Raw genomic sequence first — 24,836 nt, forward strand, 5'->3', positions numbered from 1 at the left:
GAGCGGCTCTACACCATTCCCTTGCCGGCGTCCGATCCGTGGCGCCGTTGGCGTGCCTGCAGCACGAGAATGACGACGAGCGCCGAGAAAATGACAAGAAAGGATACCGCGCTCGTCAATGTTCCCAGCGCGTAGATGTCCGGCTTTGTCACCGTTGTCGTCAGGCCCTGCAATTCAAGCGGCAAGGTGTTGACGGATCCGATCGCCTGGCTGGAACGCGCGAGTTCGTCCCACGACAATGTAAATCCGAACAGACCGATGCCCACGACGGACGGCAATATGATCGGCAGCACGACATGGCGGAAGGTCTGCCATGGCGTCGCGCCAAGGTCGCGCGCCGCCTCCTCGAGCCGGCTATCGAAGCGGTTGAAGATCGCGAACATGATCAGCAGGCCAAACGGCAAGGTCCAGGTGAGATGGGCGCCAAGGCCTGACGTGAAAAGTCCCATCGCCGTGGTCCAGCCTTCGGCGCCGCTCTTGATGATGAAATCGTCCAGCAGTCGAAATTCCAGCGCGATGCCGAGCGAGGTGATGATCGATGGCATGATCAGGCTTGCGATCGCGACATAAAACAGCACGGTCGCGCCGCGGAACGATTTTCGAAAGGCCATGCCGGCCGAAACCGAAAGGACGACGGTCAGGACCATGACGACGAGGCCGAGCATGAGCGATCGCTTGAAGGCGGCGCCGATGTCGACGATGCCGGCGCCCGAGAACACCTTGCCGAACCACACCAGCGAAACCCCGTTCATCGGGAACGTCAGCCCGCCATCGGGGCCCTGAAACGACAGGATGTAGATCGCGATCATCGGCCCATAGAGGAACAGTACGTAGGCCGCGAAGAACGCCGCCAGAACGTAAAAAGATCGCGACCGCTTGTCGCCCATCTCACAGCTCCTTGCGGATATCGACGATCCGCGTCAGCGCCGAAATGATCATGATGGTGATGCCGAGCAGGATGACGGCGTTGGCGGCGGCGGCGGGAAACTGCAGCGCGTTGAGCCGCGCCTCGATGATCTTTCCGGCGGATGCGATCTGTTGGCCGCCCATCACGCCGATCGTGACGAAATCACCCATGACGATCGTGATCACGAAAATCGAGCCGATCACGATGCCCGGCTTCGAGAGGGGAATGATGATGTTGACCAGCGTCTGCCAGCCGGTGGCGCCGGCGTCGTAGGCGGCCTCGATCAGCCGCTTGTCGATCCGGATCATCGAGTTGAAGATCGGCACCACCATGAAGAACGTGAAGAGGTGAACGAGGGCGAGCACGACGGAGAACTCGGAGAACAACAGCCATTCCAGCGGCTGCTGTATTAGTCCCGTGCTCTGGAGGCCGGTGTTGACCAATCCGTTACGGCCGAGCAGCGGAATCCACGCGATCATGCGGATCACGTTCGAAGTCCAGAATGGAATGGTGCAGAGCAGGGAGAGCACGATCTGCCAGGTTTTGGACCGGACGTGGAATGCGAGGAAATAGGCGACGGTGAAGCCGATCAGCAGCGTCAGGACCCAGGTCAGCAGGCACAATTTCAGGGTTTTCAGGTAGGTCTTCAGGATCGTGCAGAGGCCGGGCAGCTCGGCGATGCAGCCTTCGAACGTATCGGTGTAACCGCGCAGACTGAAAGCGGGGAGCATTTCATATTCATTGTAGTCCCACGCACTGACGATCGTCACGAACAGCAGCGGCAGTATGAAGAACACCGCGAAGACCAGCATCATCGGCGCGGCTTGCAGCCACGCAACGAAGGATTTTCGGTCTTGAACCATCTGGGAGCCGATCTCTAGCAACGCGCAAACGTACCTGCCGGGCCGCGCTGGCCCGGCAAGTCGCAAGATGGCATCAAGCGGCGATGAACTCGTTCCACTTGCGCACCATGTAGTCGTTCTCGTCCATGACGGCGTTCCAGCAGGCGACGCCGCCCATGCGGTCGTCGTAGGAGCCGCCGTCACGCTTGGAGCCGGCCTTTTCCAGGATGGTGCCGTCGGGCGCCTTGATATCGCCGACAGCAGCCTTGCCCTCCATCCAGTAACCCCATTCGTCCGCCGTCATGTTGGCCTTGGCGGTGGAGAGGACGGCGGAATAATAGCCCTGGCGATTGAGATAGGCGCCGGCCCAGCCCGACAGATACCAGTTCACGAATTCATAGGCCCAGTCGAGCTTCGGCCCCGAGACCGCCTTCGACACGCAGAACCCTGACGCCCACGAGCGATAGCCTTCCTTGAGCGGCTGGAACGTGCAGGCAATTCCCATCGAGCGTACCTTGGTGACCGCGGGAGACCACATCGACTGGATGACGGTTTCACCTGCGGCCATCAGGTTGACGGACTCGTTGAAATCCTTCCAGAAGGCGCGGAACTGACCGGCCTTCTTGGCCTCCGTCATGATCTTCATGGTCAGATCGATCTCGGCCTTGGTCATGTTGCCCTTGTCGGCATATTTGTGCTGGCCGGTGGCCTCCACCACCATCGCCGCATCCATGATGCCGATCGACGGGATGTTCAGGATCGACGCCTTGCCCTTGAATTCGGGATTGAGCAGTTCGCTCCAGGATGAAATCGGCCGCTTGATCAGGTCCGGCCGGATGCCGAGCGTATCGGCATTGTAGACCGTCGGGATCAGCGTCACGAACTCGGTGGGGGTTGTCGAGAATTTCTTCGAGTTGGCGCCCTCGAGGTAAAGTACCTTCCAGGGCGCGGTGCCCTGGGCGCCGATCTTCTTGCCGTTGGGCAACTGGCCCTTGGTGAACACCGGCGTGATGTTACCGAATTCCTTGATCTTCTTGGCATCGAGCGCGAAAATATTGCCCGACGGCACCAGCTTCTTCAGCGAGAAATATTCGGTGTCGAGCACGTCAAACGAATTCGGCTGGGTGATGACGCGCTTGGTCACGTCGTCGGTCGTAGCCGTGATGTACTCGATCTTGATGCCGGTATCCTGCAGGCATTTCTTCGAGATCTCGTCGCCTGCGTTCACCGCGGTCCCGAGGTAGCGCAACACTTTCGGGTCGGCCGAGTGCACGTAAGGAAATCCGGTAATCGCGCCGGAGCCGGCCGCCAGGCCCACCGCACCGGCCGCCCCCTTCAGCACGGCGCGACGGCTGACGCCGCCCTTGAATTTCGAAGATTTGCTCATGATCATCTCCCCTCAAGTGTCAAGCCGCCTCATCGGGCGGCGGGACGGTTACAGAACGGCTGGTTATCAAGGGACTGGCCTGCGCCGGGTCCCAGCTGGCGAGAACACGCTCACCGACGGCGTAGTTGGCGGCGTCGAATTCATCTTCGGTGAGCTGGGCGCAGATATCGGTGCCGCCTTCGGCGGCAATCGCGATACGAATGTAAGTCCCCTGGTATTCGACTTCGCTGACGGTGCCTGCGACCGACGGACCGCTGAAGGCTTCGCCCGGCCGTCTCAGCTTGAGGCGATCTTCGCGAACCGCAAAACTTTCGTTGCCGATGGCGATGACGTTGTGGCTGCCAATGAATCTCGCCGTGAACTCGGTCCGGGGGTGGTTGAATATCTCGCGCGGCGAACCCTGCTGTTCGATCCGGCCGCCATTCATCAGAACCACGATATCGGCGAGCGCCATCGCCTCGTCCTGGCCGTGCGTCACATGGATGAAGGAAATCCCAAGCTCGCGCTGCAGCTTTTTCAGTTCGGTCCTCATCCGCAGCCGCAAGAACGGATCGAGCGCCGAAAGCGGCTCGTCCAGCAGCAGGATCTGCGGCGAGGTGATCAGCGCGCGCGCCAGCGCCACGCGCTGCTGCTGGCCTCCGGAAAGCTGCGCCGGCAGCCTTGCCGCATAGGGCTGCATATCGACCAGCTCCAGCAATCTGTTGGCTTCGGCATGGCGCCCCGCCTTGGCAACGCCTTTCATCTTCAAGGCAAAGGCGACATTGTCGATCACGGAGAGATGCGGGAACAGGGCGTAGGACTGGAACATCATCGCCGTGTTTCGACCGGCAGGCGGCAGGTCGGTCACATTCTTCGGCCCGACCAGGATGTCGCCCGAAGTCGCCGATTCATGGCCAGCCACCATCCGCAAGGTGGATGTCTTGCCGCAGCCCGACGGTCCGAGCAGGCAACAATAGGCGCCGGCGGGAATCTTGAGGTCGATGGCATCGACGGCGGTAACGCCGCCGTACTTCTTCGTCAATTGCACCAGTTCGAGCGCCGCTGCCGTTGTCATCCGCACCATTCCGTATCGTTTTGCCGAGGACCCCGGGTCTTGTCGAAGGCCCCGGGCGGCGTTGGTGCCCGGAACGCCATCCGGAATTGAATGCAACAGATGTGCCAAAAATTGCGACAGTTGGACAAAGTGTGGGCAATACCCGTCTGTCGATCAAGCCGCCTTTGGCATGAAGCTGCGATATTTTGCTGTTTCGGTCGCTTCCAGGCGAAGGCGACGCCGCACGCATCTACTTGGTGCCGAACATCCTGTCCCCGGCATCGCCGAGACCAGGCACGATATAGCCGTGATCATTCAGCCGCTCGTCGACGGCGGCCGTCCAGATCGGGATATCGGGACACGCGGTGTGAAACCGGGCAATTCCTTCGGGGGCCGCGAGCAGGCAGACGAACCTGATATCGCGGGCGCCGCGCGATTTGAGCAGGGCGACCGCGGCGCACGCCGAATTTCCTGTCGCCAGCATTGGATCCAGCAGGATCACCATGCGATCCGACAAATCCTGGGGCGCCTTGAAGAAGTATTCGACGGCCTGAAGCGTCGTGGGATCCCGATAGAGCCCGATATGGGCGACGCGCGCCGACGGAAGGAGCGCCAGCATGCCGTCGAGAAATCCGGCGCCCGCCCGCAGGATGGGCGCGAGTGTAAGCTTCTTGCCCGAGAGTTTTGGCGCCTTCATCGCAGCGACCGGCGTATCGATGTCGACCATCTCCACAGCCAAGTCCCGGGTGACCTCGTAGCAGAGCAGCATGCCGATCTCGTTCAGAAGCTCGCGAAAACCCTTGGTGGAGCATTCCTTCTCGCGCATCAGCGAGAGCTTGTGCTGGACCAGGGGATGGCTGACGAGGGTTACGATGTTGGCGGTCATGAGATCGATTTATCGGGAGGGTGTACGCGGGATTTCCTGCAAGTAGCATGCCCTGCAAACGCTTTTCGGAAAATTCGACGGCCGCCGTTTGCGGGATGCGCTTGAGAGTACGGGGGCACGTGCACCGGCCGCCGCTACGCGGGTCTCCAAAGGTGCATCTTTATGAAGCGCACGGCGTGTCGGGGAGCGGGCTGCCGGTCATTGGCTGGGGAACTAGGATTCGAACCTAGACAAACAGAGTCAGAGTCTGTTGTGCTACCGTTACACCATTCCCCAAGAATTACTCAACAACATCAGTATGTTAGGATGTCGGCTGGGTAATTGTCAGCGGCCGGATCCTGGGAATCCGGCGAACTGGCGCCCTTCTACTCGCTACCATCAGCCCTTGGCAAGCGCGCGGGGAAGGCGTTGTTGCAAGGGGCCCGGCAATCCGCCGGTATTTTGGGAAGCGGCCGGGCCGCAGTCAGGGCTGCGCGCATGAGCGTTTCTTTCGAAGAGCTGGATTTCCGGCCGACGCCGATGGGCGTGCTCAGCCTGCGGCGGCGCCGGCGGCCGATGTCCGAGGTCGATGTTTACGAAATCAAGCTCGGCGACGAGTTTCTGATGTCGAGCCAGTACACGCTGGCCGAGGTCGAATTGGCGCGACTTGGCCTCGCGGCGCTCGGTCGGGAAGAGCTCGACGTGGTGGTCGGCGGCCTCGGGCTCGGCTACACCGCACGCGCGGTGCTCGAAAACGCTCGTGTGCGATCGTTGATCGTGGTCGATGCGCTTTCAGAGGTCATCGAATGGCACGAGCAGGGCTTGCTTCCGCTCGGCAAGCAGCTCACCGGCGATCCGCGCTGCCGCCTGGCCCATGGCGATTTCTTTGCGATGTCGTCCTCCGCCGAAGGGTTCGACACGGGTTCACCGGCGCGCCGTTTCGATGCCGTGCTGGTCGATATCGACCATTCGCCGCGCAAGCTGCTGCATCCGCGGCACGCCGCACTGTACCAGCCGGAAGGGCTGGCACGCATCGCCGATCATCTCCGCCCGGGCGGCGTCTTCGCGCTGTGGTCGAACGATCCGCCGGACGATGCATTTGAGCGCTTATTGGCCGATGCCTTTGCGACCTCGACATCCCACGTCGTCACCTTCGACAATTGGCGCGGCGACCACGATGCCAGCAACACCGTCTACGTGGCCGCAAAGGCGGATCTGCCGGTGCCGGCAGCAGCCGCTTGAGCCGATCGACGCGCGCCGTTACTTGATCTTGTCGTAGGCCGCGGCGAAGTCGGCGAGCGGCATCGGAATGGTGATGCTTTCCTTCGCCATGTTCTGGAACGACACTTTCATTTGCTTGCCGGATTTCATCGCCGCCAGCATCTCCGCCGGGATCGGGCTGTTGGCGTAGCAGCCGCGTTGCTCGCAGGTCTGGATCTGGAGATCGGAGACCTTGCCGTCGTCGACCTGGAGCTTGGCGCCAGCGGGCAGGTTAAGTCCGAGCGGCAACTGGATGATAGCGATCGGCTGGCGGGTGTCGCCGGCGACGCGGATGTTGACCAGCACGATCACCTGTCCGGTCTTGGTGAGAACCGCGGTTTGTTCGACCGCGCATTCGAGCGGCGCATCGCGGCTTGGGCTCTGGCAGCGCGCGACCCAGCCGGGAGGGGCAGGGGTGTTGGCCGGCGCAGCTTCGGCCTGAGGGGTCGGAGTCGGTGACGGCGTTGCCTGGGCCGCACGCGGCGCGGTCTTGGCCTTGGGCGCCGGCGGCGTCTGGCCGAAGCCGGGCGAGGCAAACGTAACGGCGACGACGAACGCGAGCGCTGCTGAGATTTTCACTGATCCGGCTCCGGAATATGCCGCTCTCGGATGTGCTGTCAGGCGCGCAAAGTCAAGTAATGAGCCCAATCACCTGGCAAGCAAATTCACTCGGCGGCTTGCTTGACCGCGCGCTGGTCTTCCGGATCGGCTTCGCGCTCGGAATCTGCCGGTCGTCCCCAGCGCGCAAACGCATTGGAGAGCCGGTCGAGATAGAGATAGACCACCGGCGTCGTGAACAGCGTCAGCGCCTGGCTGACGATGAGGCCGCCGACCATGGCATAGCCGAGCGGCTGGCGGATTTCCGATCCGGTGCCGGTGCCGAGCATCAGCGGCACGCCGCCGAGCAATGCCGCCATCGTCGTCATCATGATCGGGCGGAAACGCAGCAGCGCCGCCCGGCGGATCGCGGCCTCCGGCTCCAGCTGCTCGTCGCGTTCGGCCGAGATCGCGAAGTCGACCATCATGATGCCGTTCTTCTTCACGATGCCGATCAACAGGACGATGCCGATCAGCGCGATCAGGCTGAAATCGAATCCGAACAGCATCAGGATCGCCAGCGCACCGACGCCGGCCGACGGCAGCGTGGACAGGATCGTGATCGGGTGGATGTAGCTTTCATAGAGGATGCCGAGGATCAGGTAGACGACGACGAGGGCCGCAAGGATCAACAGCGGCACGGTGCCGAGCGATTGCTGGAAGGCCTGCGCGGTGCCCTGGAAGCTCGAATTGAGCGTGGTCGGCGCGCCGATCTCGACCATCGCTTTCTGGATGGCGTCGGTTGCCTGGCCCAGCGCCGCACCCTCCGCGAGGTTGAAGCTGATCGTGATGGCGGGGAACTGGCCCTGGTGGCTGATCGACAGCGGCCGCACCGGCACGCTGGTCCATTTCGCGAAGGTCGACAGCGGCACCTGGTCGCCGGTGGTCGGGGATTTCACATAGATCTTGTTCAGGGTGTCGAGGCTGCCCTGCAATTCCGGCAGCACTTCGAGGATGACCTTGTAGGTGTTGAGCTGCGTGAAATATTGCGTCACCTGGCGCTGGCCGAAAGCGTCGTACAACGTGTCGTCGATCAGTTGCGGCTGGATGCCGTAGCGCGAGGCGGTGTCGCGATTGATCTTCAGTTCCACTGTGGTGCCGTTGGTCTGCTGGTCGGTCGCGACGTCGCGGAGCTCCGGCAGCGTCTGCATCTTCGCCAGGATTTTTGGCGCCCATTCGTTCAGTTCGGCCAGATTGGCGTCCTGCAGCGTGAATTCGAACTGGGTTCGCGTCGGCCGGCCGCCGAGCCGCACGTCCTGCGCGGCCTGCATATAGAGCCGGGCGCCTTCGACCTTGTCCAGTTTGGGGCGCAGCCGGGCGATGATCTGCTGCGCGGACGCCTTGCGTTCGTCGCGCGGCTTCAGCGTGATGAACATGTTGCCGTTGTTGCCGGCCCTGCCGCTGCCGCCGATGTTCATGGCGATGGTTGCGACATCGGGATCGGCCATCACGATCTTGCCGAGTTCTTCCTGACGGCGCTTCATGTCGGCGAACGAAATGTCCTGGCTGGCCTCGGAGGTGGCGGTGATCAGACCGACGTCCTGCTGCGGGAAGAAGCCTTTCGGGATGATCACGAACAGATGGACCGACAGTCCGAGCGTCGCGAAGAAAACCATCAGCGTCGTGAGCTTCCAGCGCAGCGCCAGATCGAGCCCGCGCTCATAGGCGCGAAGCATGGCGTCGAACGCGCTTTCGCTCCATTGATAGAAGCGGCCGTGCCGGGTCTCCTGATGCGCCCGCAGGAAGCGCGAGGCCATCATCGGCGTCAGTGTCAGCGACACGATCATCGATACCAGGATCGTCATCGCCAGCGTCACCGCGAATTCGCGGAACAGCCGGCCGATGATGCCGCCCATCAGCAGCAGCGGGATCAGCACCGCGACCAGCGAGACCGAGATCGAGACGATGGTGAAGCCGATTTCTCGGGCGCCCTTGAAGGCGGCGGCCATCGGCTTTTCGCCTTCCTCGATGTAGCGGGTGATGTTCTCCAGCATCACGATGGCGTCGTCGACGACGAAGCCGACGGCGATGGTCAAGGCCATCAGCGACAAATTGTCGAGCGAATAGCCGAACACCCACATCAGCGCGCAGGCGCCGAGTAGCGCCAGCGGCACCGTGACGGTCGGGATCACGGTTGCCCAGAAGCTGCGCAGGAAGATGAAGATCACCATAACCACCAGCGCGATGGTCAGCAGCAAGGTGAATTGCACGTCCTCGACTGCCGCGCGAATGGTCTGGGTGCGATCGCTGATGACCTCGATCTTGACCGCCGGCGGGATCGCCGCGACCAGCCGCGGCAGCGTCGCCTTGATCTTGTCGACGGTATCGATGACGTTGGCGCCGGGCTGCTTGAACACGATGAGGAACACGCCGCGTTTGCCGTTGGCCCAGGCCGCCTGCTTGGCGTCTTCCGGGCCGGTGACGGCCTGGCCGATATCGCGAACCCGCAGCGGTCCGCCATTGCGATAGGCGATGATGACGTCGTTCCAGTCCTTCGAATCCGGTAACTGGTCGTTGGCGTAGATGGTGTAGGCGCGGGTATCGCCGTCGATACTGCCCTTCGGGCTGTCGACGGTGGTGATCGCAATCTGGCTGCGCACGTCTTCCATCGACAAGCCTTTGGCGACGAGCTTGGCGGGATCGATCTGGATCCGGATCGCGGGCTTCTGCTGGCCGCCAATGATGACCTGCGCGACGCCGGAAATCTGGCTGATCTGCTGCGCAAGCTGGGTGTCGACGGAATCGCTCACCGTGGTCAGCGGCAGCGTGTCCGACGTCGCCGACAGCAGCAGGATCGGCGAGTCCGCCGGGTTGACCTTGCGATAGGTCGGCGGCGAGGGCAGGTTCTTCGGCAATTGGCCGCCGGCGGCGTTGATCGCGGCCTGCACGTCGTTGGCGGCGGCATCGATCGAACGGTTGAGATCGAACTGGATGTTGACCGCCGTCGTGCCGAGATAGCTGGTCGAGGTCATCTGCGCGATGCCGGGAATTTGCGCGAGCTGACGCTCCAGTGGCTGCGCCACCGACGAGGCCATAGTCTCCGGACTGCCGCCCGGCAGGCTGGCGGAGACCTGGATGGTCGGAAAATCGACCTGCGGCAGCGGGGCCACCGGCAGCAGCGGGTAGGCGACCAGACCGACGAACATAATGCCGGCCATCATCAGCGAGGTGCCGATCGGGTAGCGAATGAACGGCGCGGAGATTCCGCCGCTCATTTCCGGCTGACCTTGGCCGGCGCCGGGTCCGAACTCGCGACCGCGGTCGAAACCAGCGTGCCCGGCAGAACCTTGTATTGGCCTGCCGTGATCACCTGCTCGCCGGGCGACAATCCCTCATCGACCACCGAGCGTCCGTCGATCGATCGCGTCACCTTGATCTTGCGCAGCACCGCCTTGCTGTCGTGGTCGACCGTGAAGGCATAGAGGCCGTCGGTCCCGTGCTTAACCGCATCGTCGGGCACCACGACGGCGTCCTTCAGCGTCGTAATCAAAAGCCGGGTCGAAACCGACTGGCCCGGCCACAGTGCATGGTCCTTGTTGTCGAACACCGCCTTGAGCCGGATCGTGCCGCTGGTGGTGTCGACCTGATTGTTGATCAGCGCCAGCGTTCCCGTCGACAGCACGCGCTTGCCGTCAGTCGCCAGCGCAATCGCTTGCGGGGGCGCCACCGCAAGCGCGGCCTTGATATCGGGCAGTTGATCCTCGGGCGCGGTGAAGATCACCGCGATCGGCTCGATCTGCGCGATGGTCACAATGCCGGTCTGGGTTGCGGCATTGACGATGTTGCCGACGTCGACCTGGCGCAGGCCCGCAACGCCGGAGATCGGCGCCTTGACGGTGGCGTAGTCGAGCTGGGTTTGCGCATTGAAGATTGCCGCCGCGTCGGCCTCGACCAGCGCCGTGAGCTGCGCGACGGTGGAGCGCTGGGTATCGGTTTGCTGCCGCGTGGCAAATTCGCCGAGCCTGGTGGAGCGCTGCAAATCGAGCGTGGCGTTGGCGAGATTGGCTTCGTCCTGGGCTTTCTTGGCCTTGGCCTGATTGAGCGTCGCCTGGAACGGCCGCGGATCGATCTCGACCAGCGTATCGCCTTGCTTGACGAGCTGGCCTTCCTGGAAGGCGATCCGGTTGATCTGGCCGTCGACGCGGCTGCGCACCACGACGGTGTTGAAGCCTTGCACCGTGCCAAGGCCGGTCAGATAGACCGGGAAGTCGGCCTTCTCAACCGTTGCGGTCTTGACGGCGACGGCGGGGCGCGCCGGCGCACGCTGCTGGGAATTATCAGCCTGCGCTGCGCGTTCCTCGCCATGAAATTGCTGCCAGCCGAAATAGCCGAGCCCGGCAATGGCACCGATCAGCAATACCCAACGGATGGTGCGCGACTTGGACATGCGGGCTTCTTGGGCTCAGAAAAAACGGGAGACTGTTCGAAACAGGTCCCGAGAAGCCCGATGTAATAGCCGCGTCGTTGAGGTGTAAACACACTAAGACTTGAAGGATCCTAAACAATCGGAAAGGTTTGAGATCGTCGTTGCGCGGACGGTCCGATCAGGAACCGAACTCGGCAGTGCCTGCCGATTGTGCGACCCGTGAGGACGGCGATGGTCTCCGTCGGACACGCCCGGCGTCGGTGGGTTGTTCGCATTTTTCGAACCGGACGAAACCCGATTGGATGCCGTCCATTTCGTGCGCTTGAAGTTTTGCGACAGCGAAATTGCATCGTCGAAGAATCGAGGGACGCTGTGGTGGCTTGCGAAACGGTCACGGGTTGATTGCGCGTCGCCAACAGCTCGCCCGATCCGTTGCGGCTTCTCCTCGTCTTCCACGACGAGATCAAGCGATCGCGAAAGGCCAGGCGAAGGTCGACGAGTCCCTTCGCTGCTGACGTCGCAAATTTAGAACTCTTCAAATCTCGGGCGGCTGAAAGCCGACGGCCGAGCCCTCGATAGTTCCCCTTTGAAGCCGGGTTCGGGGCCGGGGCCGCGTTGTTTACGGTGCTTCTAGTTTGCATCTCGCATAAGGTATGCGTGTGGCGTCTTTTGTCCGGCAGCAGGGCATGGTACGGGGATGCTGAGCTCGAAGCCTGATTTTGATGTCGATACGTCGATCCAATGGTTGCTCGAGAGGCTTGGTCGAAGGACCTGGGCAGGACGACCTGAAACGGTCAAATTGACGGTATCTATCACAACCTTATTCGCTACTGGGCCGAAGTATGAATTCCATGATCGTTCGCATCACCGTTGCTGCCGTCGCCGCGTTGGCGATGCTTTCGTTGGCCGTGCCCTCGTCGGCCCAGCAGCAGATGGCGCCCGCAGCGCCGTCCACGCCCGCGGTTCAGCAAGCGCCCGCGGCCGGGCAGTCGCCGGCAGCACAGGCTCCGGCCGCTCAGGCTCCAGCGCCATCAGGTCCTGCGCCATCGGCGGCGGCACCAACTGCCTCGCCCCCGGCTGCGGAAGCGACGGCGGCGCCGGCCGAGCGCGACAGGCTGTTGAAGGCTGCCGCTGCAGAACTCCGCGAATTGTCGCCATGGTCGATGTTCAAGTCGGCCGACGTCCTGGTCAAGGCAGTCATGATCGGCCTTGCCTTTGCCTCGCTGCTGACCTGGACCATCTTCATTGCGAAGATGATCGAGATGACCGTCATTCAGCGCAAGCTGCGTAATGCGCTGGGCAAGATCAGCGACGCCCGCTCGCTTGCGGAAGCGCAATTCGCGCTGGGCGCCAAGGGCAACGTGCTGTCGTCGTTGCTCGCGGCGGCGATGCGCGAAGCGCGGTTGTCGGCGGGCATCTCGAGCGACGCCGGTATCAAGGAGCGCGCGGCCTCGAGCTTTGCCGAGATCGTGCGCGCCGAAGCGCGGCGGATCCGGCTCGGCATGGGCCTGCTCGCCAGCATCGGCGCAACGTCGCCCTTCGTCGGACTGTTCGGCACGGTCTGGGGCATCATGAACAGCTTCATCGGCATCTCGAAATCGCAGACCACCAATCTGGCCGTGGTGGCGCCGGGCATCGCCGAAGCCCTGCTGGCGACCGCGATCGGTCTCGTCGCCGCGATCCCCGCCGTCATCATCTACAATCACTTTTCGCGCGTGACCAAGGGCTACCTGGAACTGGTCGGCCGTGCGTCGGGCGCCGCGGGACGACTGCTGTCGCGCGATCTCGACCGCACCCATGTCGGCGGTTCGCATTCGCGCACGGCAGCGGAGTAGGCGATGGGCGCTTCAATCGCAGACAGTGACGACGACGACAGCGATTTTGCTGAATCGCACGAGATCAATGTCACGCCGTTCATCGACGTCATGCTCGTCCTCCTGATCATCTTCATGGTGGCAGCGCCGCTGTCGACCGTCGATCTTCCGATCGACTTGCCGACCTCGACGGCGACCCCGCAGAAGAAACCGGACAAGCCGACCTACGTCAGCATCAAGCCGGATCTGGCGGTCGCGATCGGCGAGAACCTGGTCAAGCGGGTCGATCTGGTGCGCTCGCTCGACGCGATGCCGGATATGAGCAAGGACAAATATATCTTCCTGCGCGCCGACCGCGCAGTGCCTTACGGTGAGTTGATGGACTTGCTGGAGATCCTGCGCACCGGCGGTTATTCGAAGCTCAAGCTGGTGGCGCTCGAAGGCGTTCCGGATTCGGCGGCCGTGCAGGCGGCGCCGCCCGAAGCGAAGCCTTGAATTGGACGGCTGATTTCTGATGACTGACCTCGACGAACAAAAAACGTCCCGGCGGCTCTGGATTTTCGCAGGCGTCTGCGCGCTTGCACTCCACATCGGCGGCGCGGCGCTGGCGATCTCGCATTTGCAGACCGAAGAGGCTGACGATGCGCTCGGCGCGACCGCGATCGAGATCGGGCTCGAAATGGCCTCGGTCCATCGCGAAGTGACCGACCTGCCGCCGGGTCCCGATACCGACGCGTCGACCGCGTCGCCACAGCTCGCCGAGCAGAAGGCCGAGGTCAAGGAAACTGAACTGCCGCAGGACAAGCCCACCGAACCCGAAGAAGCGGACCGGGTGGTGACGGAAACCGAGTCGAACAAGCCCAAGGAAGACGATCCGAAGATCGCGGCGGTGCAGACCACGGCCTCGACGGAATCCGTCGCATCAGAGGCAACCGCCACGCCCAGTTCCGAGGCGATCCCGGAAGGACCGCGTTCGATCGCACCCGCGATCGGCACCGGCGAGACCGCGCGCCGTGTGCGTGCGACGTGGCAGAAAGAACTGAGCGCTCATCTCGACAAGCACAAGAAATATCCGAAGGGCGCGCAAAAGACTGCCGAAATAGCTGTTCGATTCACACTGGACCGGATGGGACGCGTGCTTTCAGCCAGCATCGAAAAGAGCTCGGGTGACAGCGTGTTCGACGAGGCCGCACTGGCCGCGGTGCGGCGTTCCGATCCGGTGCCCGCGCCGCCGCCGCTGATCGCGGATGAGGGGCTGAGCTTTACGGTGCCGTTCATTTTCCGGGTCAACAAGGGTAAGGGCTGAGCGGCAGTTTCCCTCTTGTCCTGATGCCCGGCGGGATCGCAGTGATGGCTGGGTGCGACAAATCAACCCGACGGGCAAATCAGTTCCGATTTACGTAAGTGGTGTCAAGCCCCGAAATAAAAAATATTTCGCTTTTGCAGAAGCCAAATCAAGTGTACAGGTTGGCCATCCCGTCCTACTCAGAAGGGCGTCGGCCGTCGTCACGGGCGTTGGGCGGGATGCGGTGGACGCTGAAGTCACGAAGACGATCGTGGCGGATAGCGTACGGCGAAGACGTGTGGTCCTGACGTCGCGGTGCTGGCGTCAATGCACCTTGAGGCAATAGCTTCCAGGGCGCTACGGAGGCAAAAGAGCCGTTCTCCGGGGAGAGCACGTTATAAGCCGTAAAGCCATTGCGCAGGGAAGGCCGGGTGTTCTCCGCTGCCCTGTATGCTCGTGTGCAGCTTTCTATCTACCAACCGCACACGGGACCGCGGGTGCAGCGCGCACCCGGTCTTCCCTGCGCCCTCTATATCGAGGGCAAGGAGATTTCTGGCAAAGCTCGGGCGCAATGCGCCGCGAGAATGCGGACACATATCTACCGTCATTGCGAGGAGCGCTTGCGACGAAGCGATCCATTCTTACTTGATTTGCGGTGCGATGGGTTGCTTCGCGGAGCCTGTCATCGGGCGCGCATTCGCGCGACCCGTTGGCTCGCAATGACGGATGCATAGTTCGTAGGATGGGAGCCCTTGCGAAACCCATCATGGCCCGTCGGGATTGATGGATATCGCTTCGGGTACTCAACCTAGCGTGACCCATTAACGACCATCAAGTGGCGGACAAATCGTATCGTCGACGCGATTAGGATGCCGGTCCAGGAGCAGAAGGCTAGAGCCCCGAATGGTAACCAGACCAGGACCACAAGGTTGAGCACCCAAACAGGCGCGTGGAAGGCGATCATTGCGCCAAGCACGACTGCACCCAGACTAAAACCGAGAATGGCAAAGCCGAAGAAGAAGGCGTACGCGGCAACAAAGTGGATGGCGTATGCCGTGGGGTCGAGGGTCCCGCTCATGCAAAAGGACGACTTGTAGAAAGCCAGAAGTCGCAGATGAGGCGGTGGCGTTGTCAGGGGAGGAGGTAGCATTGTCATGTGAGGCATTCCGAATAGGCGGCGTGATTTGCGGAGGGGCACTGGTGTTCCCCAACGGGGCTTGGTGTACAGGCTGGTTGGGTTCTGGTTCGTGACGGGCGTCACAGTAGGGTCAACCCTGCGGCGGGTGACGACAGTCGCGTGCCAAGCGGCTCCAGCGCCGTCATTGCGAGCGAAGCGACGCAATCCATTCTTTCTGTACGCAATGAAATGGATTGCTTCGCGGAGCCTGTCATCGGGCGGCGCTTCGCGTCGCGAGATCGCGAATTCAGTTGTCATCGTCCGCCCGAGTGCGCAATTGCGCACGGGGGGCGGACGATCCAGTATTCCAGAGACGCCAATGGTTGAATCGATAGGCCGCAGCGTACTGGATCACCCGCCGGAGCCTGCGCGCATTCGCGCGACCCGGTGGCGGGTGACGACAGTAGTATGCGGAGCAGCTCTATCGCTGTCATTGCGAGCGAAGCGAAGCAATCCATGCCGCCACGCAACGAAAGATGGATTGCTTCGCGGAGACTGTCATCGGGCGGCGCTTCGCGTCGCGAGATCGCGAATTAGTATTCAGTTGTCATCGTCCGCCCGAGTGCGCAATTGCGCACGGGGGGCGAACGATCCAGTATTCCAGAGACGCCAATGGTTGAATCGATAGGCCGCGGCGATGTATCGCGAGCGCTGTCAGCGCCAGAAATATCGGATGCCGACATAGACGACGACGAGGCACGCGAAGATCAGCGCCACCGGCAGCGGCCGTTTTGCCTGGGGGCCGGTTGCGGCGGCCGTTGGCCGGGCAGGCGGCCGGCGAAAGGCCGTGACGTTGCCGGTGTCGGCGGCGGGATCGCCGGATCGCGCGGGGATTTCCGGCGCGGTTCCGGCGCCGCCCATTTCCGCATAGTAGCTCTTGTACATCAGCTGGATGGTGGCCTCGGACGCATCCGCATCGGTCATCTTCTCGAGCAATTGCCTGTAGCTGACGAGAAAGCCTTGCGCCTCGGCGGGCAGGGCGGATGCGCCGTTGAGCTTGGCGAGCATTTTCCAGGTGGCGAAATCCGCCCTCGCGCGGGTGTCGGCGCGTCGCGCGATGAGCATATCGGCAGCTTTGATCACCATGGCCCCAAGCTTACTCTTCCCTGTCTGTCTTTCTCTATCTTAGGTTTAAGCGTTGCCCGTGATAAAGAGAAGCGCGCGGATCACATAGCCGGTCAGTGTCCGCAGTATCGCCGAAATAACATCAAGATTTAGGCCGAGCTGGCTGCCGATGATCGGCAGCAGGATCAGCAGGCCGATCAGGATCAGCATGCCATAGGGTTCCAGCCGGGACAGCGGGTAAGCCAGCACCCGCGGCAGCAGCCCCACGGCGACCCGCCCGCCGTCCAGCGGCGGGATCGGCAGCATGTTGAAGATCGCCAGCACGATATTGATCAGGAACGCATTTTTGAGGTTGTCGGCGGTCCATTGCGCGGCATCGGCGGGTACCAAGGACATGATATGGAAGCAAAGCGCCACCAGCACGGCGAGAAGGATGTTGGTGGCCGGGCCGGCCAGCGCCACCCAGACCATGTCGAGCCGGGGATGCTTCAAATTGCGGAAGTTCACCGGCACCGGCTTGGCGTAGCCGAACAGGAACGGCGAATGCGCCAGCAGCAGCAATCCGGGGAGAATCACGGTCCCGAACGGGTCGATATGCTTGAAGGGATTGAAGCTGACCCGGCCGAGTTGCCAGGCGGTGTTATCGCCGAGCCGGTAAGCGACGAAGGCGTGGGCGGCTTCATGGAAAGTGATGGCGATCAGGAGCGGCAACACCCAGACCGATATGGCGTACAATGAGATATTCAATCGATCGGCCCCGATTCACGCGCTTGAGCGACACAATAGCGTTTTCGAGCGAAGTGGATACCGGTTCGCGTCAAGAAAGCGCGTCAAAGCAAAAAAGCCCTGGCAGGCCGGTAACTGGGGAACCGTCTGCTGACCTTGCGGCAGGCCGTCGTCGAGGCCTGCCCGATCGATCTTCGCCGATTGCCGTCTCAATAGGTTGCGCGGCCGCCGGAGATGTCGAACACCGCTCCGGTCGAAAACGCGCAGTCCTCCGAGGCGAGCCACGCCACCATCGCCGCGAGCTCCTCCACCAGCACGAAGCGCCCCTTCGGGATTTTCGACAGCATGAAGTCGATATGCTGCTGCGTCAGCTGGTCGAAAATCGCGGTTTTCGCCGCCGCCGGCGTCACGGCGTTGACCAGGATATCATGCTGCGCCAGTTCCTTGCCGAGCGATTTCGTCAGCGCGATCAGGCCGGCCTTGGACGCCGAATAATGTGCGGCGTTCGGATTGCCTTCCTTGCCGGCGATCGAGGCGATGTTGACGATGCGGCCGTATTTATTGGCCAGCATCGCCGGCACCACGGCCTTGCAGCAGATGAAGGGCCCGTCGAGATTGATGCGCAGCACCTTGCGCCATTCGTCGAGGTCGGTCTCCCACACCGTCTTGTTGATACCGGCGATGCCGGCATTGTTGACCAGGATGTCGATCTTGCCGAACGCCTTCAGCGTCGCGTCGCGGGCGCCCTCGACCGCGGCCAGATCGGAAACGTCGACCTTGAACGCGCTGACATTCTCGCCGATTTCCCTCGCGGTCCTTTCCGCAAACGGCAGGTCATGATCCCAGATCGCGACATTGGCACCGGAAGCCACAAAACGTTCGGCGATCGCGCGACCAAATCCCTGTGCACCACCGGTGACGACGGCGCAGCGGCCGTTCAGATCGATCTTGTTCATTTGCAGAATCCCTCGATCGCGTGGACGTCAGAGCATGTAGCCGCCGTCGACGACGAGGTCGACGCCGGTGGTGAACGCGCTTTCGTCGCTCCCAAGATAGATCGCCATGGCCGCGATTTCCTCCGCGGTACCCAGCCGGCCCATCTTCTGGCGGCTGACGAACTTCTCGCGTCCATCGGGGCCGGCGGCGGCTGCGCGCTCGAGCATCGAAGGCGTCTCCACGGTGCCGGGGCAGATGCTGTTGCAGCGGATGCCCTGATTGATGAAGTCGAGCGCCACCGCACGCGTCAGCAGCGAAACCGCCGCCTTGGACGCACTATAGACATAACGGTTGGCCGGTGGCCGCAGCGCCGCGCAGGACGAGATGTTGACGATGCTGCCGCCTCCGCCCGCCATCATGGCTGGCAGAAACGCCTTGATGGTCCGGTGCATGGATTTGACGTTGAGGTCGAACGAGAAATCCCAGTCTTCTTCCGAGCACTCCAGGATGGTGCCGTGGTGCACGAAGCCCGCCGCATTGAGCAGGATGTCGATCTTGCCCACACGCTTGGCGAAGCCGTCGACGTCGGCGGTGCTTCGAACGTCGAGCCGGGCCGTCTCGGCGACGCCTTCCTTGCCGAGGGTGGCGATGCCGCTCTCATTGATGTCGGTGGCGATGACAGTGGCGCCTTCGCGCGCGAATGCGATTGCGCAAGCACGCCCGATGCCCGCCGCCGCGGCGGTGACGACAGCGCGCTTTCCCTTCAGTCGATCAGACATTGGTGGTTGCTCCTGATTTTTGTTCGTCATTCCGGGGCGCGAAGCGACCCCGGAATCTCGAGATTCCGGGTCTGGTCCTTCGGACCATCCCGGAATGACGGTGTTGATGGCTAATGATTATCCCGCGCCACGCCGACCTGACCCGCAATGTCCTGATAGCGCGTCGCGAACTCCATGCAGGCGCCGGTGGCCTGCTGGCCGACGGTCGAGCGATAGAGTTCCTGCCACGGCGTCTGGTTCGCCGGATATTTGAAGCCGCCATTGGCCTTGAGATCGGCATGGCGCTGCTTCAGCTCGGTGTCCGGGATCAGGATATTGGCGCTGCCCTTGTTGAGGTCGATGCGCACCTTGTCGCCGGTCCTGAGCACCGCAAGCCCGCCATTGGCGGCGGCCTCCGGCGTTGCGTTGAGGATCGACGGCGAGCCTGAGGTGCCGGACTGCCGGCCGTCGCCGATGCAGGGCAGGGACAGGATGCCGCGTTTGATCAGCGCCGTCGGCGGCTGCATGTTCACGACCTCGGCGCCGCCGGGATAGCCGATCGGTCCGGTACCGCGCACGAACAGGACGCAGTGCTCGTCGATGTTGAGCGAGGGATCGTCGATCCGGTGGTGATAGTCCTCCGGACCCTCGAACACGATGGCGCGGCCTTCGAACGCGTTGGGATCCTTGGGGTTGATCAGATAGCGGTCGCGGAATTCCTTGGAGATCACGCTGGTCTTCATGATCGCGGAATCGAACAGATTGCCGCGCAGCACCAGGAAGCCGGCGTCCTTTACCAGCGGCTTGTCGTAGCTCCAGATCACGTCGCCATCGGGCTTGGCCGCTTCGCGGCAATTTTCGCCCATGGTGCGGCCATTGACGGTCCTGGCGTCCTCGTGAATGCGCTTGTGCGCCATCAATTCGCGCACCACGGCGGGCAGGCCGCCGGCGCGGTGGTATTCCTCGCCGAGATAGAACCCGGCCGGCTGCATGTTGACCATCAAGGGAACGTCGTGGCCGTGCTTCTGCCAGTCGTCGATCGAGAGTTCGACGCCGATATGGCGCGCCAGCGCATTGATATGGATCGGCGCGTTGGTCGAGCCGCCGATCGCCGAATTGACCACGATGCAGTTCTCGAACGCCTTGCGGGTCAGGATGTCCGAGGGTTTCAAATCCTCCCAGACCATCTCGACGATGCGCTTGCCGGTTTCATAGGCGATCTGGCCGCGCTCGCGGTAGGGCGCCGGGATCGCTGCACAGCCCGGCAGCGACATGCCGAGCGCTTCCGCCAGCGAATTCATGGTCGAGGCTGTGCCCATGGTGTTGCAATGGCCGACTGACGGGGCCGAGGAGGCCACGATATTCATGAACTGCTCGTAGTCGATCTCGCCGGCGGCCAGTTCCTCGCGCGCCTTCCAGACCACGGTGCCCGAACCGGTGCGCTTGCCCTGATGCCAGCCGTTCAGCATCGGGCCGCCCGACAGCACGATGGCGGGCAGATTGACGGTTGCCGCTGCCATCAGGCAGGCCGGGGTGGTCTTGTCGCAGCCGGTGGTCAGCACCACGCCGTCCAGCGGATAGCCGAACAGGATCTCGACGAGGCCGAGATAGGCGAGGTTGCGGTCGAGCGCCGCGGTCGGGCGCTTTCCGGTCTCCTGGATCGGATGCACCGGGAATTCCATCGCAATGCCACCGGCCATGCGGATGCCCTCGCGGACCCGGTGTGCCAATTCGAGATGGTGGCGATTGCACGGCGACAGATCATTGCCGGTCTGCGCAATGCCGATGATCGGCTTGCCGGATTGCAATTCCTCGCGGGTCAGGCCGTAATTGAGGTAGCGCTCCAGATAGAGCGCGGTCATCCCCGGATTATGCGGGTTGTTAAACCACTCGAGGGAGCGAAGCCTGCGCCCTTTGCCCTTGCCATTGCCGGCGCCATTGTCGTCACTTTTTTTCATTGGTTCCTCCCGCACTGCAAACTGCTTGGAAGCCGCCAATCACGGCAACGGCTTCCACCATGCTCAAAATTTCATCCGCTGCAAACGCAGCCGCGCACTGACGCTCTGTCGATCCTAGTTCGGGCTAAAAGACAGCGCTACCATTTTCTATGCAACCCTGCATGAGCTCCCTGACGCAAGGTCTTCACGCCATTGGCAGCGTCGAACTTTCGCGGATCATGAGCTGGAAACCGAGGTCGAGCACCGGTTCCCGCGGTCGGCGGCCCTCGATCGCATCGATCACCATGGTGATGGCATGACGGCCCATCTCATAGCGGTTGGTCCGCACGCTCGTGAGCGAGGGGACGGCGGAAGCCATGAACTCCAGGTCGTTGAAGCCGACGATCGCCATCTCGCCGGGAACCGAGATCTGGCGGCGCTGGCATTCGAACAGCACGCCGAGCGCGAGGTCGTCATTGACGCAGAACACCGCGTCGATGTCCGGCGTCTGCGCCAGGAGATCGGCGAACAGCGTTCCGCCAAGCGTCACGGTGGTCGGCACCGACGTCGTGACGACGAGGTTTGCATCGAACAGCGAGGCCGCCTTCATGGCGTCGCGGTAACCGTCGAACCGCCGCTGGACGCGCGGATCCATGCGCGCCCCAAGAAATCCGATGCGCCGGTGCCCTTGCTCGAGAATATGCGAAATAGCGGCAAAACCGGCGTCGTAATGCGAAAAGCCCACCATCATGTCGACCGGGCTGTCGCCGATCTCCATGATCTGCACGACCGGGCAATCCATGGTCTCCAGGATCGAACGCGATTCCGCGGTCTGGTTGATACCGGTCACGATCAATCCGGCCGGCTTCTGCGCCCGGAACAGCCGCAGCATCTTCTCTTCCTGCAGGATGCTGTAGCGCGTATTGGTCAACTGGATGCTGTAGCGGCTCTGCTCGGACGAATCGTAGATGCCGCGCAACACGTCGGCGAACACGTTATTGGTCAAAGACGGAATCACGACGCCGATGACTTCGGTGCGATGCGAGGCCAGCGCGCGCGCCGCCAGATTGGGCACGTAGCCCAGTTCCTTCACGGCGCTGTCGACGCGTTCGCGCTTCGCGAGCGACAGCGCGTCCGGGTTTCTGAAGAAGCGGGATGCGGTAATCGGCGACACGCCAGCAAGCTTGGCGACCTCGGTGAGGCGGATTTTGCCAGACTTCGTCGGTTTTCGTGCCATTCTGCGCTCATATCACAATGAACTAGACAAATGAACAATTATTGACAGCGCTACCATCGCATTGCTAAAAACCGCCAAACTGCGGATGATAATGCTTGGCTGAATTCGGCTGGATGGCATTAGAGTCGAACAAGACAGCGTGGCGCCGGCGTTCGTCCGATGGCGTCAGAAAACAGAAAATGAGGGGAGATAAGTCCGATGTCGTCGGTACAGATTCGCGACGTGCGAAAGTCGTTCGGTAATTTTGAGGTTTTGCACGGCGTTTCGATTCCGATCGAGGACGGCGAGTTCGTCGTGCTGGTCGGCCCCTCCGGTTGCGGCAAGTCGACGCTGCTGCGGATGCTCGCAGGGCTGGAAAACATCACGTCAGGCACGATTTCGATCGGCGACAAAGTGGTCAACAATGTCCAGCCGAAAGAACGCGATATTGCGATGGTGTTCCAGAACTATGCGCTCTATCCGCATATGACGGTCGCCGACAATATGGGCTTCTCGCTCAAGCTGCGCGGGGCCAAGCAAGAGGAAATCTCCAACGGCGTCAAGCGTGCCGCTGAAATCCTGGCGTTGACCCCGCTGCTCGAACGTTACCCCCGGCAATTGTCGGGCGGACAGCGCCAGCGCGTCGCCATGGGCCGCGCGATTGTGCGCGATCCCCAAGTGTTCCTGTTCGACGAGCCGCTGTCCAACCTCGACGCCAAGCTGCGGGTTGCGATGCGCACTGAAATCAAGGAACTGCACCAGCGCCTGCGCACCACGACGGTCTACGTCACCCATGACCAGATCGAAGCCATGACCATGGCCGACAAGATCGTGGTGATGCACGACGGCATCGTCGAGCAGATGGGCACGCCGCTCGAACTCTACGATACGCCGGCCAATCAGTTCGTGGCGGGCTTTATCGGTTCGCCGGCGATGAACTTCCTCAAGGGCAAAGTGAAGTCGAACGGCAGCGCCAGCTTCGAAGGTCCGAACGGCGTCAAGCTGCCGCTGGCGACCGCGCCCGCCAATTCAGAGGGCCAGCCGGCCGTCTACGGCGTGCGGCCCGAACATTTCACCATCGCCGATGACGGTGCCGAAGCCGAGATCGTCGTGGTCGAGCCGACCGGCTCGGAAACCCAGGTCTTCGCCAAACTCGGCGGCGAACAGGTCGTCGCGGTGTTCCGCGAGCGACATCAATTCAATCCGGGCGACAAGATCCGGTTGAAGCCGGATCCGGCGCTCGTTCATTTGTTTGACGAAACGACGGGGAAGCGACTGAACGCCTAAAAAAATATAATCAAAATCAAATTCAAAAGGGAGGACCTACGATGAACGATTTTACTCGCCGTTCGCTGCTTCAAGGCGGCACTGCGCTGGCCGCGGCTGGCGCGCTGACCGGACCTGCACTGCTGGATTTCGCCAAGGCGTGGGCGCAAGCCTCGCCCTGGAAAGCCGAGCCTGGCGCCAAGCTCACCGTGATGCGCTGGAAGCGCTTCGTGCCGGCGGAAGACGACGCGTTCAACGCGATGGTCGCCGCCTTCAAGACCGCGACCGGCGTCGAGATGAACGTCTTCAGCGAGTCCTTCGAGGACGTGCAGCCAAAGGCTTCCGTCGCTGCGAACACCGGTTCAGGGCTCGATGTCGTCTGGGGCCTGCACACGCTGCCGCAGTTGTTCCCGACTCAGGTACTGCCGATGAACGACGTTGCCGATTACCTCGGCAAGAAATACGGCGGATGGACCGATGCGGCCGCCATCACCGTCAAGCAGGGCAACAACTGGCTCGGCATTCCCGTCGCCACCATCGGTGGTTACATGACGTATAGGAAGTCGGCGATCGAGAAGGCCGGCTTCAAGGAATTCCCGACCGACTTTCCGGGGCTTCTTGCATTGTGCACGGCGCTCAAGAAGAACAACACGCCGGCCGGCATGGCGCTCGGTCACGCCTCGGGCGATGCCAACGGTTGGTTGCACTGGATGCTGTGGGGCCACGGCGCCTATACCGTCGACAAGAACGACAAGGTCATCATCAATTCGCCGGAGACGTTGAAGGCGCTCGAATACACCAAGGCGCTTACCGACACCTTCATTCCCGGCGTGGCGTCGTGGAACGACGGCTCCAACAACAAGGCGTTCCTGTCGGGCGAACTTTATTGCACCGCCAACGGCATCTCGATCTATGTCGCCGCCAAGGACGACCCGACCAAGAAAGAGCTCACCGAGGATACCTATCACGCGCTCTATCCGGTCGGTCCGATCGGCAAGCCGACCGAACTGCAACTCACGGTTCCGATCCTGGCGTTCAAGTTCACCAAATACCCGAATGCCGCGAAGGCCTTTATCGCCTTCATGCTGGAGAAGGAAAACTACGACAAGTGGCTGACCGGCGCGCGCGGCTACCTCACGCACACGCTCAACGCCTACGACTCTTCACCGGTGTGGACCGCGGATCCGAAGAACCAGGTGTTCAGCCAGGCCAGCAAACGCGCGCTTCCCGCTTCCGGCATCGGTACGCCCGGCGAGAAGGCCGCGACCGCGATCGCCGACTTCCTGGTGGTCGACATGTTCGCGAACTACTGCACCGGCCGTGAGACCGCCGCCGGCGCGATTTCGATTGCCGAGCGGCAGCTGAAGCGCATCTATCGCTGATGACAACAGATGCGGGC

At 62.2% G+C, this 24,836-nt stretch carries 20 protein-coding genes and 1 tRNA gene; 6 read left to right on the forward strand and 15 right to left on the reverse strand.

The features are described from left to right. Positions 1 to 8: 8 nt before the first annotated feature. The 6 genes from ACSQ84_RS04780 to ACSQ84_RS04805 form a co-directional block, all read right to left on the reverse strand. Positions 9 to 887, reverse strand: coding sequence for an ABC transporter permease (locus ACSQ84_RS04780; RefSeq protein WP_436210466.1), 879 nt, complete (start codon positions 885 to 887; stop codon positions 9 to 11). 1 nt (position 888) lies between these two features. Continuing rightward, on the reverse strand, positions 889 to 1,770 hold the full coding sequence (locus ACSQ84_RS04785; RefSeq protein WP_436210467.1) for an ABC transporter permease: 882 nt from the start codon (positions 1,768 to 1,770) through the stop codon (positions 889 to 891). Between the two features lie 73 nt (positions 1,771 to 1,843). Beyond that, complete coding sequence (locus ACSQ84_RS04790) at positions 1,844 to 3,136, reverse strand: ABC transporter substrate-binding protein (protein ID WP_436210468.1); 1,293 nt, start codon at positions 3,134 to 3,136, stop codon at positions 1,844 to 1,846. A gap of 19 nt (positions 3,137 to 3,155) precedes the next feature. Further along, positions 3,156 to 4,190 (reverse strand): ABC transporter ATP-binding protein, encoded by a 1,035-nt coding sequence (locus ACSQ84_RS04795; RefSeq protein ID WP_436210469.1) that lies wholly within the window; start codon positions 4,188 to 4,190, stop codon positions 3,156 to 3,158. Positions 4,191 to 4,419: 229 nt separating this feature from the next. Then, positions 4,420 to 5,055: a uracil phosphoribosyltransferase gene (gene upp / locus ACSQ84_RS04800; protein ID WP_436210470.1), complete on the reverse strand. Its 636-nt coding sequence runs from the start codon at positions 5,053 to 5,055 to the stop codon at positions 4,420 to 4,422. A gap of 202 nt (positions 5,056 to 5,257) precedes the next feature. Continuing rightward, positions 5,258 to 5,331 (reverse strand) — tRNA-Gln (locus ACSQ84_RS04805). 201 nt (positions 5,332 to 5,532) lie between these two features. Between ACSQ84_RS04805 and ACSQ84_RS04810 the strand changes: the two genes are divergently transcribed. Then, positions 5,533 to 6,276: a spermidine synthase gene (locus ACSQ84_RS04810; RefSeq protein ID WP_436210471.1), complete on the forward strand. Its 744-nt coding sequence runs from the start codon at positions 5,533 to 5,535 to the stop codon at positions 6,274 to 6,276. An 18-nt stretch (positions 6,277 to 6,294) separates the two neighbouring features. On the opposite strand, the gene ACSQ84_RS04815 is transcribed toward ACSQ84_RS04810, so the two are convergent. The 3 genes from ACSQ84_RS04815 to ACSQ84_RS04825 form a co-directional block, all read right to left on the reverse strand. Continuing rightward, positions 6,295 to 6,873 (reverse strand): invasion associated locus B family protein, encoded by a 579-nt coding sequence (locus tag ACSQ84_RS04815; RefSeq protein ID WP_436210472.1) that lies wholly within the window; start codon positions 6,871 to 6,873, stop codon positions 6,295 to 6,297. Between the two features lie 86 nt (positions 6,874 to 6,959). After that, positions 6,960 to 10,106 (reverse strand): multidrug efflux RND transporter permease subunit, encoded by a 3,147-nt coding sequence (locus ACSQ84_RS04820; RefSeq protein ID WP_436210473.1) that lies wholly within the window; start codon positions 10,104 to 10,106, stop codon positions 6,960 to 6,962. Continuing rightward, the gene (locus ACSQ84_RS04825) at positions 10,103 to 11,278 is read right to left on the reverse strand and encodes an efflux RND transporter periplasmic adaptor subunit (protein WP_436210474.1); all 1,176 of its coding nucleotides are present in this window, start codon (positions 11,276 to 11,278) and stop codon (positions 10,103 to 10,105) included. Before ACSQ84_RS04825 ends, ACSQ84_RS04820 begins: the two co-directional genes overlap by 4 nt. 821 nt (positions 11,279 to 12,099) lie before the next feature. Here ACSQ84_RS04825 and exbB point away from each other — a divergent pair. From exbB to ACSQ84_RS04840, 3 genes are read left to right on the forward strand one after another with little or no spacing between them, the layout of a single operon-like run. Further along, complete coding sequence (gene exbB / locus ACSQ84_RS04830) at positions 12,100 to 13,092, forward strand: tonB-system energizer ExbB (RefSeq protein ID WP_436210475.1); 993 nt, start codon at positions 12,100 to 12,102, stop codon at positions 13,090 to 13,092. 3 nt (positions 13,093 to 13,095) lie between these two features. Beyond that, complete coding sequence (gene exbD / locus ACSQ84_RS04835; RefSeq protein WP_436210476.1) at positions 13,096 to 13,566, forward strand: TonB system transport protein ExbD; 471 nt, start codon at positions 13,096 to 13,098, stop codon at positions 13,564 to 13,566. A 19-nt stretch (positions 13,567 to 13,585) separates the two neighbouring features. Next, positions 13,586 to 14,377 carry a cell envelope integrity protein TolA gene (locus tag ACSQ84_RS04840; RefSeq protein WP_436210477.1) on the forward strand — a complete coding sequence of 264 codons (792 nt, stop codon included), beginning with the start codon at positions 13,586 to 13,588 and terminating at the stop codon, positions 14,375 to 14,377. A gap of 1,810 nt (positions 14,378 to 16,187) precedes the next feature. Here ACSQ84_RS04840 and ACSQ84_RS04845 read toward each other — a convergent pair. The 6 genes from ACSQ84_RS04845 to ACSQ84_RS04870 form a co-directional block, all read right to left on the reverse strand. Beyond that, positions 16,188 to 16,619, reverse strand: coding sequence for a hypothetical protein (locus ACSQ84_RS04845; protein WP_436210478.1), 432 nt, complete (start codon positions 16,617 to 16,619; stop codon positions 16,188 to 16,190). Between the two features lie 45 nt (positions 16,620 to 16,664). Beyond that, on the reverse strand, positions 16,665 to 17,345 hold the full coding sequence (locus ACSQ84_RS04850; RefSeq protein WP_436210479.1) for a site-2 protease family protein: 681 nt from the start codon (positions 17,343 to 17,345) through the stop codon (positions 16,665 to 16,667). A 188-nt stretch (positions 17,346 to 17,533) separates the two neighbouring features. Then, positions 17,534 to 18,280, reverse strand: coding sequence for an SDR family NAD(P)-dependent oxidoreductase (locus ACSQ84_RS04855; RefSeq protein WP_436210480.1), 747 nt, complete (start codon positions 18,278 to 18,280; stop codon positions 17,534 to 17,536). A 27-nt stretch (positions 18,281 to 18,307) separates the two neighbouring features. Then, complete coding sequence (locus ACSQ84_RS04860; RefSeq protein WP_436210481.1) at positions 18,308 to 19,039, reverse strand: SDR family oxidoreductase; 732 nt, start codon at positions 19,037 to 19,039, stop codon at positions 18,308 to 18,310. A gap of 110 nt (positions 19,040 to 19,149) precedes the next feature. Next, positions 19,150 to 20,976 carry an IlvD/Edd family dehydratase gene (locus tag ACSQ84_RS04865; protein WP_436210482.1) on the reverse strand — a complete coding sequence of 609 codons (1,827 nt, stop codon included), beginning with the start codon at positions 20,974 to 20,976 and terminating at the stop codon, positions 19,150 to 19,152. Positions 20,977 to 21,160: 184 nt separating this feature from the next. Continuing rightward, positions 21,161 to 22,192, reverse strand: coding sequence for a LacI family DNA-binding transcriptional regulator (locus ACSQ84_RS04870; RefSeq protein WP_436210483.1), 1,032 nt, complete (start codon positions 22,190 to 22,192; stop codon positions 21,161 to 21,163). A 198-nt stretch (positions 22,193 to 22,390) separates the two neighbouring features. On the opposite strand from ACSQ84_RS04870, the gene ACSQ84_RS04875 reads away from it, so the two are divergent. After that, positions 22,391 to 23,458: an ABC transporter ATP-binding protein gene (locus ACSQ84_RS04875; RefSeq protein WP_436210484.1), complete on the forward strand. Its 1,068-nt coding sequence runs from the start codon at positions 22,391 to 22,393 to the stop codon at positions 23,456 to 23,458. 41 nt (positions 23,459 to 23,499) lie between these two features. Then, positions 23,500 to 24,819, forward strand: coding sequence for an ABC transporter substrate-binding protein (locus ACSQ84_RS04880; RefSeq protein ID WP_436210485.1), 1,320 nt, complete (start codon positions 23,500 to 23,502; stop codon positions 24,817 to 24,819). The last annotated feature ends 17 nt before the right edge of the window (positions 24,820 to 24,836 follow it).

The organism is Bradyrhizobium sp. LjRoot220 (assembly GCF_964252915.1).
In the GTDB taxonomy this organism is placed as follows: domain Bacteria; phylum Pseudomonadota; class Alphaproteobacteria; order Rhizobiales; family Xanthobacteraceae; genus Bradyrhizobium.